This is a genomic window from Paenibacillus sp. NRS-1760 (assembly GCF_050467785.1).
Taxonomy (GTDB): domain Bacteria; phylum Bacillota; class Bacilli; order Paenibacillales; family Paenibacillaceae; genus Pristimantibacillus.
Map to the genome: position 1 here is coordinate 371,689 of NZ_JBITPK010000007.1, position 13,970 is coordinate 385,658.

The following is a 13,970-nucleotide window of genomic DNA, read 5'->3' on the forward strand; positions in this document are numbered from 1 at the left end:
AATTTAAACTTGGGGAGCTCTTCGTTTAACCTTCACCCGTTAATGTAAGTAATGAGGTGATTAACGTGAATGAATGGGTAATCGAAACGAAAGGGCTAAGCAAACGTTATAAAGGGCGTTTTGCGGTGTCCAATCTAAATTTGAAAATTGCTAAAGGAGATATATATGGCTTTCTTGGGCCGAACGGCGCTGGTAAAACGACGACAATCCGCATGCTGCTCGGATTAATCCAGCCGTCGGGCGGATCTGTCCATATTTTTGGGAAACCTTTGAACAAGGAAAGGTTATCTATATTGCGCCGGGTCGGCTCGCTCGTCGAATACCCTTCGTACTATGGTCATTTAAGCGCCGTCGACAACCTAGAAGCTATTCGCCGTATACTCGGTGCTCCTGTATCCAAAATTGCTGAAGTTCTCGACATCGTTGGACTCACCAAGGAAGCGCGGCGTCCAGTGAAAGGCTTCTCGCTTGGAATGAAGCAGCGACTAGGTATCGCAAGCGCATTGCTTGGCAGCCCTGAGCTGCTGCTGCTCGACGAGCCGACAAATGGACTAGATCCATCCGGCATATTGGAAATTCGTGAATTAATTAAAGAAATGCCTAAGCAGCACGGCATTACCGTCCTTATATCCAGTCATTTGTTAAGCGAGGTTGAGCTTACAGCAGGAACCGTCGGTATTATTCGTCAGGGGGAGCTCGTCTTCCAAGATACGATTAGCCATTTGCATGAACAGGCACAAGGAACAATATCGCTGGTCGTGTCTGAGCCAGAACTAGCACTTGCTGCCTTGCAGCGGCAAGGTGTGGGCGCTGTACAAAATGGCTCCGCCATTATGCTGGAGCATACCGATAACCCTGCCCTTGCACGCATTGTCAAAAATCTCGTAGAGCGAGACCACTCTATCTACCGTGTCGAGGAGAAACGCAAATCACTGGAGGATCTCTTCCTGCAAATTGTCGGGGAGGGTAAGCTATGATGCTCAAAGCACTTTCAGCTGATTTTTTGAAAATACGCGGCAAGGGGCTATGGTTTCTTATCTTTATTGGCCCTATCGGATTGATCGCTATGCAAGCTCTTAATTACGGACTTCGTTATGATTATTTAACGAACAGATATGCAGGGAGACTCTGGGAGGTCTTGCTTCAGGACATCCAAATGTTTGTTCCAATCTCGCTATTTCTTGGAGTGACACTTGTCTCTTCCCTGCTAGCAAATATCGAACATAACACAAATGCGTGGAAGCAGCTGCTCGCCCTTCCTATTTCCAAGGGTGCCGTGTTCCGCTCCAAATTCGCATTAAGCTTCCTGTTGCTGCTCTCATCATGTGTTTTGCTGGCTATAGGAACCGCTGCGCTTGGTTTATCGTTGCGATTCGGGCTTAAAGAGATGCCAGTAATCGATATTTTGCGGCTATGCTTCCTGCCGTTTATCGCATCGCTCCCGGCGCTTGCGCTGTTTGTATGGCTTTGCATGACCATGAAAAATCAAGCCATTCCTATTACGTTTGGCGTGTTGATCGCGATCAGCTCCATATTCACAGGTCTGATTTCAAAGAATTGGTCAAAGCTGCTGCCGTTAAACTGGCCGATGCTAGGTTATATGGATCCGCAGCGAGAGCTATTCGTTGGTGGAGGCTTTCTGCTCGGGTGCATCCTTCTACTTGTTGGCGCCTTTCATTTCATCAAAAAGGATGTGAATTGAAATGATTGGTTTCCTGCGTTTAGTCGCTGCGGAACGGATTAAGTTATTCAAAACGTTTATTTGGATACTCATCCCGCTCAGCTCGCTGCTGTCACTTGCTCTTGGCATGTTAATATCGTTTGATTCGCCGGATGCGTCCGCACAATATGCCTTACTCATTGCTTCGATGGCTTCGTTCCATGCTATGCTGTTCTTACCAATATTAACGGGCATTCTGTCCGCTTTCGTATGCAGATACGAGCATGTAGGAGGAGGCTGGAAGCAGCTGCTTACGCTGCCTGTGTCTAGAATCGGACTCTACTTCGCCAAATTCAGTGTAGTTGCTGTTCTCCTTGCCATAACGCAGCTTTTGTTTCTAGGAGCAGTTATTATTGCAGCGACCTATCAAGGCATCGACGGCCCGCTTCCGTGGGCAATGCTCCTGAAAGGAGTTGGCAGCGGCTGGCTTGCCTGTCTCCCGCTTGCCGCGCTGCAACTGCTCGTATCTGTAAGCTGGAGCAGCTTTGCCGCTCCACTCGTCATTAATGTGATGCTTACGCTGCCTAATATGCTTATCGTTAATTCTGAACGCTTCGCGCCCTTCTACCCATGGGCACAACCAATGCTCGCGATGCTAAGCTTCGAAGGCGACAATTTCGGCGCCTTTGCGCTCCCTTTAGAAAACTTGCTCATTACGATAACGAGCAGCTTTGTTTTGTTCTTTGCAATTGGCCTACTTTATTTCACTCGCAAAGAAGTGTAAGCCGCTCAGATACAAATGAAAAAACGGTCAATCCCACTGCAGAGGCGGGATTGACCGTTTTTTATTACTGTATTGGTGACTCACTCATCCCAATCCACTCATTCTTGACGGCATCCTGCCTTATAGGCTCCTAGAGAAACAATCTAACCGGAATTTCTCCTGCTATAATTCCCTCTTCTCAGATAAAAACCAAGTTAACAGGAAATTCTCCCGCTAATCTAGGCAATATTTTAGGAAACTGCCCATTTCCATTGATTTAACGGTACAAATTCCTTCTAATTCAGAATATACGGGCATAATCGCAAAATTAGCTGGAGATTTTCCTGTTCATTATGATTTCTATCAGTAATCCCAGCCTGCTCTGTTAAAAAGTTACGAATCCCATGGCACGTTTCGCTTGAACAAGCGTTATTTGAGCCGTTTCCGAGGCTCTCATCGCTCCTTCTTTAAGGATACGGATCAGCTCATCTGAATCGATAATATCTCTATATCTCTCTTGTATAGGTACTAGCTTCTCGACGACAACCTCGGCTAAATCCTTCTTAAACCCGCCATATCCTTGGCCCTCGTAACGCCTTTCAATCGTCTCGGTGGACTCTCCTGAGAACACCGCATAGATCTCGATCAAATTACTGACCGCAGGTTTATTGTCCCAATCATATCGCACAGACATTTCTGAATCGGTAACAGCTCTTGCGAGTTTTTTACGAATATCAGCTGGCGAGTCAAGTAGCAGCACGTAGCTATTTTTATTGGGGTTACTCTTACTCATTTTTTTAGTTGGATCATCAAGCCCCATAATACGGGAGCCAATAGTGGGGATGATTGGTTCAGGAATTACAAATGTTTTTTCAAAACGACTATTAAATCGCGCAGCTAAATCTCTAGTCATCTCTAAATGCTGCTTCTGATCCTCCCCGACAGGAACATGAGTCGCTTGATAGAGGAGAATGTCCGCTGCCATCAAGGCAGGGTACGTAAACAAAGCAGAGCTGACAGAATCTTTCCCATCTGATTTCTCTTTGAACTGCGTCATTCTGCTCAGCTCTCCAAAGTGAACCTGAGTCTCCATTATCCATCCCAGCTCGACATGAGCAGGCACATGCGATTGTATAAAAATCGTCGCCTTTTTAGGATCAATTCCTGCAGCAATATAAAATGCCGCAATGTCCTTTGAACGCTGAAACAATTCTTTCGGGTCCTGAGGAACAGTCACCGCATGAAGATCCGGTACAAAGAAAAAGCACTCAAAGTCATGCTGCATTTTCACAAATTGATGCAAGGCACCTCCATAACCGCCTATATTAAGCTCCCCACTTGGTTTTATTCCTGAAAGGATACGTTTCATGTTACTTCCTCCTTATTTGCGGCTAATAATTATTGGAGATGTACTTGCTACAAGCGCTTCGTGAGGTCGGTACTACAAAAGATAGAACTATTGCGATATTCGGTATAACGTTATGCTTTAGGGGTACAGAGCTTCCATACTCACAGAAGAGGTGTTGTCCCCATGAAACAAAAGCTATTTTACGTTTTAGTTGCTATAGCCAGCTATTTTGCAGGCATACTCGCTTATTTAGGTTATTTGGCGCTCGTGTACGATCAGACCCTCGGAAGTGATTCGAGCAAGCTTATCGGCTGGACGCTTCCTTCGTATCTATTCCTTATTCTCCCGTTTTACACCCTGATGTTCCGATGGAGAAAGTCGGCTATTTTGCTGCGCACTGCCCTGCTAATTGTTCTAAGTATCATTGCCGCAGCTTCCGTTACCGTTATGATGGGCTTAGGAATATGGGGAATACAGAATCTCTTTTCTCCTGAGTTCGGACTGTTTATTTTACTATTTGCCAGCTCTGCAATCGTATTCTCTGTAGGTTCTCTTATTGCTATAAAAGAGAAGGGATATCTCATTTTCTTGCTTGCTTCACTTGTAATCATATACCTGCCGATCAACATGCTGGTCTCAGAGGTTGAGAAAAGCAGACCAGTTATCCATCACATTCCGCAAAGCTTTCACGGCACTGTTGTCATTCATTTTGGCGATTCAAGCTCTCCGCCTATCTCTAAGAAAAAAGGATATGAAGTCATTAATATTTCGGAGGATGGTATCTATAAAACGTCTAGTCCTCGGCCTGTACGAGGCATTAGGCATGTATTAATAGATGAACTGGGCAATGAAGTAAAGGAAATTCCGATCTCTGGCGAAACCATGAAATACGGCTCCGATCCTGGAGTAACGATTAGCGAGTATACTGTGCCTTAACAAAATAAGGCCCTAATTCAGACTCATGGGTTACCACATAGGTCCACTTAAAATGCTCATCTACAATATAGATGTCCTGCTCGCCTTCCACATCCTCAGGCATTAAACGCGCTGCATCTTCTATAAGCAACACTAAATCATGCTGCTGATAGAAGACATAACATGCCTTTTTAGGCTCATTACGGAATGCTTCGACCGCTTGTTCATCGCTTAAGCATGGTTTTTTTGCATAGCTGAAAACATGCCATAAATATTGTTCCATATAAATGTTCGTCTTATCTTGAGCATCCAAACCCTCTGCAAAAACGTCCTCCCACTCGCGCTTCATGTCACGACCCTCAAGCTCTGCCTGAGCCACAATCATAGACTTAACTTCAAGTTTGGGTATCAACTCAAGATGCTCAATCCGCACCTTACGATCATCAAACAAAAAACGCTTTATATTGTCCTTCAATTCGTCGCTGGCATGCTCCAGCATTTCGTATAGTCTTCCTGCTTGACGCATTACGATATCAGAGTTAATCATTGGCTCGTTTTCGAAGAAACCGTCAGGATATTGTCTAACATTCGGTGCCTGAACCCAGCCAAAATATTTAAATAAATACTCGAATGTATTTTGTTCCATACTCTCATCAATAATTTTCTCAATATGTGCTCGACTTACTTTATCGACAATAATCAAATTTTCTTCTGACCAGACGAACGTATTTTCCCCTCTGCTCAGCCGATCGTTACGGATGGATTCGATACATTTTATCGTATAAAAATTAGCTACCCACCGGGAGTAATCTGGAAATGTGACATAAACACAGACGCTAGCATCTGTTTCGTCCTCAATGGAGCATTCCCAATCTATCCTCACATGCCTCTTTTTCGAAAACAATCCCTTACCCCCTTAAGTGTTAGGCCTGCTATTAAAATATTTCTTCATCGTACCACAAAGTTTTTGGGCTATGTTTACAATTGACTGAACTTATGTTAAATTTATCGTATAACGTAATTACGTAAAACAATAACATTAAGAGGTGATGCTATTTGTCAGCTTCTAGAGACTACGGTACTGAGCTTGATTTACTTACCAAAGAGATGAACGAGCTCAAACAAATGTTAACTCAGGTCATTAATACTCGTCCTTCTCCAAAACAAGCATTAACCATGAATGTAAATGAGAACTCATTAAACGATGAAGCCCCGCATGATTTGGGCAGCCTCTTTTATTCCGGGCAATATCGCGGGCACAATGGCTTCAGGTGGGACCCTAGGCAGCAAGAAGTCCATCACTTACTTGGTCTTGACACCGATAAAGCAGCAAAAGTTTTGGCAGCACTCGGGAATAAGCAGAGGCTCGACATCCTGCTTGCTGTATTGCTGGAGCCTCTCTCCGGCTCAGATATCGTAGAACGACTAAACCTCGGAACGACGGGGCAGCTTTACCACCATACCAAAGCCTTACTCGGGGCTGACCTTTTGGTTCAAGAGGAACGTGGTGGCAAGTATTCTCTGCCTGCTCATCGAACGCTTCCGCTGCTGCTTTTGTTGACCGCTATTACTGATCTGCTCGATACGAGCCATTATATGGAGCTTACTGAGGCTAGAAATAACGTTGAAGAGTATTTAGGCGAAAATAAAGAGGGGTACGATCCGAATCATCTTTTATGGTCCGTCATTGATAACTCGGTGTTAGAACACCAAGCAGGCTATAGTACGGAGCTATGTATCGTACTTCACAGCGATACAAGTATTACCGTCTCTGATAATGGTCGAGGCATTCCGATTCAAGCCTTCCCTCAGTCGAAGACAACTCCAGTACAAACCGTGCTTACGGAGCTTGGGCATTACAATAAAAGCGCATCCGTTGTAGCATCCGAAGGGTTAAAAGGCATAAACATGCCTGTAGTTAACGCTTTGTCTGAACAGCTTTCTGTAGAGGTTCGCCGTGAAGGAAAAGTATTTCGTCAAGACTTTAAACACGGCATACCGCAAAGTGAACTGCTTGTCTTAGGCATGACGAAGGAAACAGGCACAAGCATTACCTTTAAGCCGAATCCGGACATTTTTAAATATCCATTTGATAAAGCTGCACTAATAGATCGTTTAGCAGATCTGCAAGGTCGTTTCCCTGACCTAAAGGTTGAGATGCTATAGCAGCTTCAAACTTGAAGCTGCGCTATCGAGATGCAGAAGACGGTGGAATATGTCCACTATCTTCTGCATCAGCACTATTCATGAGTTGGAATGTAAACATCAACTTCTTCGGGGAATTTGGGTTTTGCGAAGTGGTAAATCTCTAAAGCGAGCGCTTTAGGGTTGTTAATCATGCCATGGTTATTTAAATAGTTGTGAATCAAAAGTAAACATGGCTTTAGAATTAAAATGTGCACATATGTATCGTTCAGGGTACAGAATAGGTTGAATTTCAACTCTACGCTCTTCTAATCTCTCTTGCCTGCTTCAGCCTTTCCGAATTTCCATTAAACGAATGGTAATAGGGAGCAATCAGCTTTTCTCAAGACTTAATTGCCATGAAACGCCGAACTTATCTGAAACCCAACCAAACTTCTCACTAAACGGATAAGCGGCCAGCGGCATGAGAATGCTGCCCTCATGTGATAGGCTTTCAAAAACCTGGTCTATTTCCTCTTCCGTATCGCAGGTAACGAACAAAGATATTGAAGGTGTAAACGTAAAGCCATGGTTGACGCCGCTATCGATACACATAAACTGTTGTCCTTTTAGAGAAAATGCAGCTTTCATCACGGTTCCTTCAGGGCCTGTCTCATTCGCTCCGTATCGCTGGATGCTTATGATTTCGGATTGATCGAATAATGAAGTGTAGAAGTTCATAGCCTCCTCCGCTCTGCCTTCAAACATAAAAAATGTTTTAATTTTTTGATTTGCTTTCTCCATTGTTTCGTCTCGTCCTTTCATGTCTTTTTTTTACTTTATAATGCCCCTTTATATGCGGTTTCTTTCCTTATTAGGGAAATGACATATAAAATGAGAACCGCTGCATAGAGATTCCAAATACTTGGTATAGATGCTACAGATAAATAAATGCCATACGGCAGCGACCAGATGAGTACCACTAGCATTAACATTCGGTTTCTCAAAATTGCAGCTAAAATTCCTATACAAGCTGGAAGGATCAACATCATAAACACGATAAGAATCGTTTTATCACTCACCGGTATTTCCGTGTAAGGGTTCCAAAACAATAAAAGGCAGCTCAACATGATACATCCCACAGATGCCGCCCCTGCACAAAAGGAATATTTCATATGAATACATACCTCCTCTGTACTATTTTATAAATTGGAACCCCTATTGCTATCCAACGTTTAGCCTCATCAAAAACTAACCTCGTTAATCATTCTTTATGTTGTACGTAGTATAGCTCATTGAACCTTTATCGTCGAAATCGTTATTTTATGCGAAATCCCGAGGTGGTTATACTTGATCGTGATCGATTCAATCGTTTGCTTATCCCCTATTGTTAGGGCATAGGTATGATCCGCATCTGTGACCTTGCCTTTATTCTCTTTGGCCGTCAGTGCCTGCGGGGATGTTCCTGTTGGAATGGTCACTTCATTCAGATCCTTAAATGAGTAATCCTTTTCTTCCGTCTCATCGAAGCGGTCGGTTACAATAAAACCTTTAGCAGGGCTGCTAACTTGTATTTTGACTCGCTCAGGCACGGCGCCATCATTTATTAATACCTCATTAATATCAATAGATCCAACTACACTTTTATTGCCGACTATCACTAAAACAATTTGTCTATCGTTTGTTGAAGAGAACGCCTGTGCTGTTAAAGGCGGCTTCGCTTTCGAGTAGACATATGAACCACCAAATACGAGGAAACAGCAAACAATTAGTAAAATGATTTTTTTCAGAATGGATCACTCCTTCTTTAGCGTCATTTCACATTATGTGCTAACATCATGGATTGCCACGTTTTATCAAATATTATCTCATTTTCCACCATTTATAACTTAGCATGTTGTGCAGACATAATCGAGTTAAAAGTGTTAATGCTATTCCCTCTCCCCTTTCTGTTGCAGCTTATTGTCCAGCAATCGAAATGCTTCAAAAAGCGTTTCTTTAGGAGCCGCATCATACCGATCGCCAATATTAACCTCAAAATAGGAGCCATCCTCGCCTTTATCACGCACAGACTGCGACAAGCCTATGCCTGTTTTCGCTGCGATATCGATTAGGATTGTTTCAAGCTGCTCCTTCTGTGCTGTCGAGTGAACATGAAACATATTGGAAATAGGCACCTCCGGGATAGTCTTCATGCCCTCGCTCCCGTTATATAATGCCGCAAGCTCCTGTGCTTCCTTGTAGTACTTCTTCATATGCGGAAGTCGCCGCTCCATGTAAAAGTCTGCAGCAATAATATAGGGATATAAGCTAATCAGATCACCGCCGTGGCGTCTTTTCCAAATCTTCGATTCCTCTATAAAGCTGCGGTCGCCGGCTAATATCGCTCCTGCAATACCGCCAATTCCTTTATAGAACGAAATATATACACTGTCGAAGAGCGCGCAAACCTCTTGAGCAGACTTTTCATAATACGGAAGAATCTCGAACAGCCTCGCACCATCCAGATGAAGCTTAATTCCTCTCTCCCGGCAAAAAGCCGACATGGCCTCTAGCTCGGCAAATTCCGGCAGCTGTCCGCCAATTTCGCGCTGCGGCAGCTCCAGCAGCAAACAAGCGATTTTTTCCTCTAGACCAAGCAAATCATGAAGAAGGACAGGCCTTTCTACATCCGCCAACAGTACAGCTTCAAGATGATGCAGCTCTTTCATGCCGTCTTTCTCGTGAATCTCCAGATGGCTTAAAGGATGATAACCGACCTTCTTATTTCCTTTCTCGTCACACCATATACGAAGGGCAATTTGCTGAGCCATTGTACCGCTGGGGAAAAATACAGCCGATTCTTTGCCTAGCAGTTTAGCCATCTTTTCCTCAAAATTCTCAATAATCGCACCATTGCCATACATATCGCTATCCTGCTCTGCGTCCCACTGCTCTAGTGCTTCTTTCAGAACTTGTACATTCCGCTTTCCATGACCAATTAACGGATAGCTGGCTTGATTGTACGCTTTAATTAATGTCTTCGTCTGTTCCATCCTATAAGTCCCCTTTACTCCGTTAATCGTTTATTCCTTAGGCAGTATGGTTTTGTTCATAACAGGCGAGGAAAGAATGACCGAAGTATTGACATTGCCGAAAGGCATAAGCCTCTCTACAAGCTCGCTTAGATCATCCATCCCCGTTATCGCTGCTTTCAGAACATAGCTGACCGTTCCTGTTACCCGGTGGCATTCTATAATCTCATCATCATTCATGATGCGCTTCTCAAACTCCATCGGAAATACTTTCAATTCGCTCATTTGAATAATGACCTGTATGTTTCTGCCGATAGCAGCAGGCGATACTCGAGCACCGAATCCAGTAATGATGCCTTTCTCCTGCAAACGCAGCAGACGCTCAGATATGCTGGGGCGGCTGAGAGACAATCGTTTGGACAGCTCACTCACCGTTATTCGGCCATCCTCCTGCAGTAATTGGAGAAGCATTCGATCCAATTGATCCATGATCACAACCTCCTTCATTTTGCAGGAAAAACAATAAAAATTCGTTCAATGTTATATAAATTCACATCAATTTCATTCTGTTTATCATATATACGATTGATGCTGTTTTGTATTCTTATAGTAACAAACTTAAGCAGGCGGTGCATGTGAGATGTTGCGCATATTGGATTACAAAATGAAGGAAAGTATCAGCAAATGGCTCCATATTGCAGTAGGCTGCTTCGTTACTGCCGGCGGATTAGTTATTTTAAAGCATTCTCATATCGTCACTGGAGGAACAGCGGGACTCTCTTTAAGCTTATCACCCCAGCTGCAAGTCTCATTCCACTATTTGTTTTTATTGCTCAATCTTCCATTTCTAATTTTCTCCTACTTTTACATGGGCAAATCCTTTACCTTCAAAACTATTGGTGCGATCGCGCTGCTCTCCTCATTAAGTGCAATAAACGATATCTTGCCTGCCTTTACGATTCCGCCGCTAATCGGAGCAATCGTCGGAGGATTATTCATCGGAGCGGGCATCACTGCCTTGTTCCGCAACGGTGCTTCACTCGGCGGCGCGACAATACTAGCCATCTATTTGCACAAAAAGCATGGCGTCAACCCTGGCATTACCAACTTCGCCTTCGATTTTCTAGTTGTCCTTACTAGCCTATCCGTATTTTCGATTAAAAGCGGATTGTACTCTGCTTTATCGATTGCCGTTACATCGGCCTTCTTGTCGTTTTATAAGAGAAGGAAAACAGGAGCAGAGAAAGAGAAACAAGAAGTATTGTCGGGCGCTGCGAATACCATTTAAACAAGACCGAACCATTAGTTCCTTTAGCATGGAGCGGAGTAAGTTGTAATGGATGCTTCGGTTTAATGGGTGGGGTTGATGGGTGGGGTTGTGATGGGTGAATTTAATGCCTAGTAGTGCCTGTCAATTTCACTCTAGTTGCTAGCGATAAACAGCCTCGGCTGCATTGTTAGTAAAAAAAAGGCTGCCGATTCATCGATATCGGCAGCCTTCATTCAAATTCAGATTATCTATTGCCAAACTGTGCATTATGCAAGCGGCTGTAAATGCCACCCGCCGATACAAGCTCTTCATGACGGCCTTGCTCGGTTATTCCTTGCTCCGTTACGACAACAATGCGATCTGCATTTTTGATCGTAGCGAGGCGATGTGCAATAACAAGCGTTGTGCGGCCCACGGACAGTTCAGCCAGCGACTGCTGGATTGCTGCTTCCGTTTCAGTGTCGAGTGCCGAAGTCGCCTCGTCGAGAATAAGGATAGGCGGGTTTTTGAGGAACATCCGCGCAATCGCAAGCCGCTGCTTCTGTCCGCCAGACAGCTTAACGCCGCGTTCGCCTACTACCGTTTCCAGTCCGTCCGGCTGCGCGTGGATGAACTCCTCCAGCTTCGCTCTGCGCGCGGCTTCCCAAATATCTGTATCCGATGCGCCAAGCTTGCCGTAACTGATGTTTTCTCTAATCGTACCTGCGAACAGGAACACATCCTGCTGTACGATACCGATCTGCTTCCGGAGCGAATCCAGCTTCAAATCGCGAGTATCATAGCCATCGACGGAGATGCTTCCGCCTTCAATTTCATAGAATCGCGGCAGCAAGCTGCAAAGCGTCGTTTTGCCGGCGCCGGAAGGTCCAACGAAGGCAATTGTCTCACCTGCACGTATAGTAAGATCGATATTTTGAAGCACCTTCGCTTCGCCTTCATAACCAAACGTAACATTTCGATATACAATATTCCCGTTTAAACGCTTAACCTCTCTCGCATTGGGTTTATCCGCAACATCAGGTGCTGTCTCCAGCAGCTGCACATAACGTTTAAAGCCGGCAATGCCTTTTGGGTAACTTTCGATAACTGCATTGATTTTTTCAATCGGTTTAAAGAAGATGTTCGTAAGCAAAACAAAACTAATAAATTCGCCGTACTTCAGATCACCTTTAATAACGAACCAAGTGCCTGCAATCAATACGAATACAGATACAAGCCTCATCAGCATGTAGGTAATCGAAGAGTTCAAACCAATGATTTTGTAAGAAATGAGCTTCGCTTCACGGAAACGCAGGTTGTTCACCTTGAATAGCTTTTTCTCATGGCTTTCGTTCGAGAAAGCTTGAACAACACGAATCCCGCCAACCGTATCCTCTACTCGAGCATTAAAATCGGCCATGTCCGAGAACAACCGATTCGCAGCTTTCGTCATTTTACCGTTGAACATCAGAACGAGCCAGATAATGATTGGCACAATAACAAAAGTAAGAATGGCTAACTCCAAATTAATATACGCCATAATGCCGAACGCTCCGACGAGCGTCATCGCAGCAATGAACATATCCTCTGGACCATGATGCGCAACCTCGCCAATCTCGAATAAATCATTCGTCAGACGCGAGATCAGATGACCGGTCTTCGTATTATCGAAGAAACGGAAGGACAGCTTCTGTACGTGGTCGAACAGCTTCTTCCGCATGTCCGTCTCAATATTAATACCAAGCATATGTCCCCAATAGGTGACTACATAGGACAAAATCGTATTAATAATATAAATCAGAAGCAAGATCGCACAGGCAGTAACGATAAGCCCCCAGTTCTCGTCAGGCAACAGCGTATCTATTACATAGCTGACTGCCAAGGGAAAGCACAGCTCAAGAATCGCCAGCACTACTGCACAACAGAAATCAAGCAGAAAAAGCTTCTTGTAAGGCTTGTAGTAGGAAAAAAAGCGTAAAAGCATCATAAACTCCTTCTTGTCACATGGTGATAATCATTTTCATTTAAAATGATATACAATCACTACCATGCTGTCAATCCATCGCCGAAATCGATTCGGTCATGATGGGTATATACATTCATCTCTCCGCCTCTAATAAAACCGACGCAGGTAATGCCTAAATCCTCTGCCAAACGAAGAGCAAGATCAGTAGGCGCCGACTTGCTGAGCATAATGCCGCAGCCGATCTTGGCCGCTTTCAGCACCGCCTCCGAGGAGAGCCTGCCGCTGAATGCAATCACTTTATCCGAAGTCCGAACACGGTGCAGCAAACAATAGCCGAACAGCTTATCAAGCGCATTGTGGCGCCCAATATCCGTTCTTACAGCAAGCAGCTCCGATGGCGTTCCAATGGCTGCATTATGAACACCGCCCGTGCTGCGAAATTCCGAGGATGCCTCTTGAAGCTCGCGCATAAAGCGAATACATTGCTCAGCAGATATTTTGGTGCGGGTCATGATCGTTTTGGCCGTCAGCATATCATTGTGAAAATAAAACTGACGACTCTTGCCGCAGCATGATCCGATAAAACGTTTCGCGTAATGATCCTGACTTAACGTATGCTTATGCTCTAGCTCAACATAAGCAAAACCCGTATCCTCTTCGATCCGCAGCGATTTCACCTGACCGGCAGCACGTATAACCCCTTCGGAAGCGAGGAAACCAATGACCAGCTCCTGCAAATGTGATGGCGAGCATACCATCGTTGCAAATTCCTCACCGCCTAGCTTCAGAGTAAGCGGATATTCCGCAGCGATGTCGTCATCCTTCTCCCAGTGGCCGCTGCTATCGTATTTGAGTATGCGCCATTTTGTCGTGTTCGAAAGATCCATTCGAATACTCCCCTTCCACACTCAGCTTGCTTATGCATCATTAC

Annotated in this window: 15 protein-coding genes; 6 read left to right on the top strand and 9 right to left on the bottom strand. The window is 44.5% G+C overall.

Translation table 11 applies throughout. The features are described from left to right. The first annotated feature begins 65 nt into the window (after positions 1 to 65). The 3 genes from ACIFSR_RS05700 to ACIFSR_RS05710 are packed head-to-tail and all read left to right on the top strand — an operon-like array spanning position 66 to position 2,444. On the top strand, positions 66 to 977 hold the full coding sequence (locus ACIFSR_RS05700; protein ID WP_430055639.1) for an ABC transporter ATP-binding protein: 912 nt from the start codon (positions 66 to 68) through the stop codon (positions 975 to 977). Next, a complete protein-coding gene (locus ACIFSR_RS05705; RefSeq protein ID WP_430055641.1) occupies positions 974 to 1,702 on the top strand; it encodes an ABC transporter permease in 729 nt (242 codons plus the stop codon). Before ACIFSR_RS05700 ends, ACIFSR_RS05705 begins: the two co-directional genes overlap by 4 nt. 1 nt (position 1,703) lies before the next feature. After that, the gene (locus ACIFSR_RS05710; RefSeq protein WP_339206449.1) at positions 1,704 to 2,444 is read left to right on the top strand and encodes an ABC transporter permease; all 741 of its coding nucleotides are present in this window, start codon (positions 1,704 to 1,706) and stop codon (positions 2,442 to 2,444) included. Between the two features lie 364 nt (positions 2,445 to 2,808). Here the strand turns inward: ACIFSR_RS05710 and trpS are convergent, their stop codons facing one another. Further along, positions 2,809 to 3,792 carry a tryptophan--tRNA ligase gene (trpS, locus tag ACIFSR_RS05715; RefSeq protein ID WP_339206448.1) on the bottom strand — a complete coding sequence of 328 codons (984 nt, stop codon included), beginning with the start codon at positions 3,790 to 3,792 and terminating at the stop codon, positions 2,809 to 2,811. Positions 3,793 to 3,954: 162 nt separating this feature from the next. Here trpS and ACIFSR_RS05720 point away from each other — a divergent pair, with 162 nt between their 5' ends. Continuing rightward, on the top strand, positions 3,955 to 4,707 hold the full coding sequence (locus tag ACIFSR_RS05720) for a DUF6843 domain-containing protein (protein ID WP_430055645.1): 753 nt from the start codon (positions 3,955 to 3,957) through the stop codon (positions 4,705 to 4,707). Here ACIFSR_RS05720 and ACIFSR_RS05725 read toward each other — a convergent pair. Further along, positions 4,685 to 5,590, bottom strand: coding sequence for a DUF4275 family protein (locus ACIFSR_RS05725; protein WP_430055647.1), 906 nt, complete (start codon positions 5,588 to 5,590; stop codon positions 4,685 to 4,687). The two genes, ACIFSR_RS05720 and ACIFSR_RS05725, sit on opposite strands and share 23 nt — an antisense overlap. 152 nt (positions 5,591 to 5,742) lie before the next feature. On the opposite strand from ACIFSR_RS05725, the gene ACIFSR_RS05730 reads away from it, so the two are divergent. Next, positions 5,743 to 6,852 (top strand): ATP-binding protein, encoded by a 1,110-nt coding sequence (locus ACIFSR_RS05730; RefSeq protein WP_430055650.1) that lies wholly within the window; start codon positions 5,743 to 5,745, stop codon positions 6,850 to 6,852. 351 nt (positions 6,853 to 7,203) lie between these two features. Here the strand turns inward: ACIFSR_RS05730 and ACIFSR_RS05735 are convergent, their stop codons facing one another. The 5 genes from ACIFSR_RS05735 to ACIFSR_RS05755 form a co-directional block, all read right to left on the bottom strand. Continuing rightward, positions 7,204 to 7,614 (bottom strand): VOC family protein, encoded by a 411-nt coding sequence (locus ACIFSR_RS05735; protein ID WP_430055653.1) that lies wholly within the window; start codon positions 7,612 to 7,614, stop codon positions 7,204 to 7,206. A gap of 35 nt (positions 7,615 to 7,649) precedes the next feature. After that, positions 7,650 to 7,985: a hypothetical protein gene (locus ACIFSR_RS05740; protein WP_430055655.1), complete on the bottom strand. Its 336-nt coding sequence runs from the start codon at positions 7,983 to 7,985 to the stop codon at positions 7,650 to 7,652. 117 nt (positions 7,986 to 8,102) lie between these two features. Continuing rightward, the gene (locus tag ACIFSR_RS05745) at positions 8,103 to 8,471 is read right to left on the bottom strand and encodes a hypothetical protein (protein ID WP_430055657.1); all 369 of its coding nucleotides are present in this window, start codon (positions 8,469 to 8,471) and stop codon (positions 8,103 to 8,105) included. A 270-nt stretch (positions 8,472 to 8,741) separates the two neighbouring features. Then, positions 8,742 to 9,845, bottom strand: coding sequence for a threonine aldolase family protein (locus ACIFSR_RS05750; RefSeq protein WP_430055660.1), 1,104 nt, complete (start codon positions 9,843 to 9,845; stop codon positions 8,742 to 8,744). 30 nt (positions 9,846 to 9,875) lie between these two features. Continuing rightward, entirely contained in the window at positions 9,876 to 10,313 is a 438-nt protein-coding gene (locus ACIFSR_RS05755; protein ID WP_339206433.1) for an Lrp/AsnC family transcriptional regulator, read from the bottom strand. A gap of 151 nt (positions 10,314 to 10,464) precedes the next feature. Here ACIFSR_RS05755 and ACIFSR_RS05760 point away from each other — a divergent pair, with 151 nt between their 5' ends. Continuing rightward, positions 10,465 to 11,112: a YitT family protein gene (locus ACIFSR_RS05760; RefSeq protein ID WP_430055663.1), complete on the top strand. Its 648-nt coding sequence runs from the start codon at positions 10,465 to 10,467 to the stop codon at positions 11,110 to 11,112. A gap of 226 nt (positions 11,113 to 11,338) precedes the next feature. On the opposite strand, the gene ACIFSR_RS05765 is transcribed toward ACIFSR_RS05760, so the two are convergent. Both ACIFSR_RS05765 and fdhD read right to left on the bottom strand, forming a co-directional pair. Then, complete coding sequence (locus ACIFSR_RS05765) at positions 11,339 to 13,057, bottom strand: ABC transporter ATP-binding protein (protein WP_430056197.1); 1,719 nt, start codon at positions 13,055 to 13,057, stop codon at positions 11,339 to 11,341. Positions 13,058 to 13,116: 59 nt separating this feature from the next. Then, positions 13,117 to 13,926 (bottom strand): formate dehydrogenase accessory sulfurtransferase FdhD, encoded by an 810-nt coding sequence (gene fdhD, locus ACIFSR_RS05770; protein WP_339206430.1) that lies wholly within the window; start codon positions 13,924 to 13,926, stop codon positions 13,117 to 13,119. Positions 13,927 to 13,970: the final 44 nt, after the last annotated feature.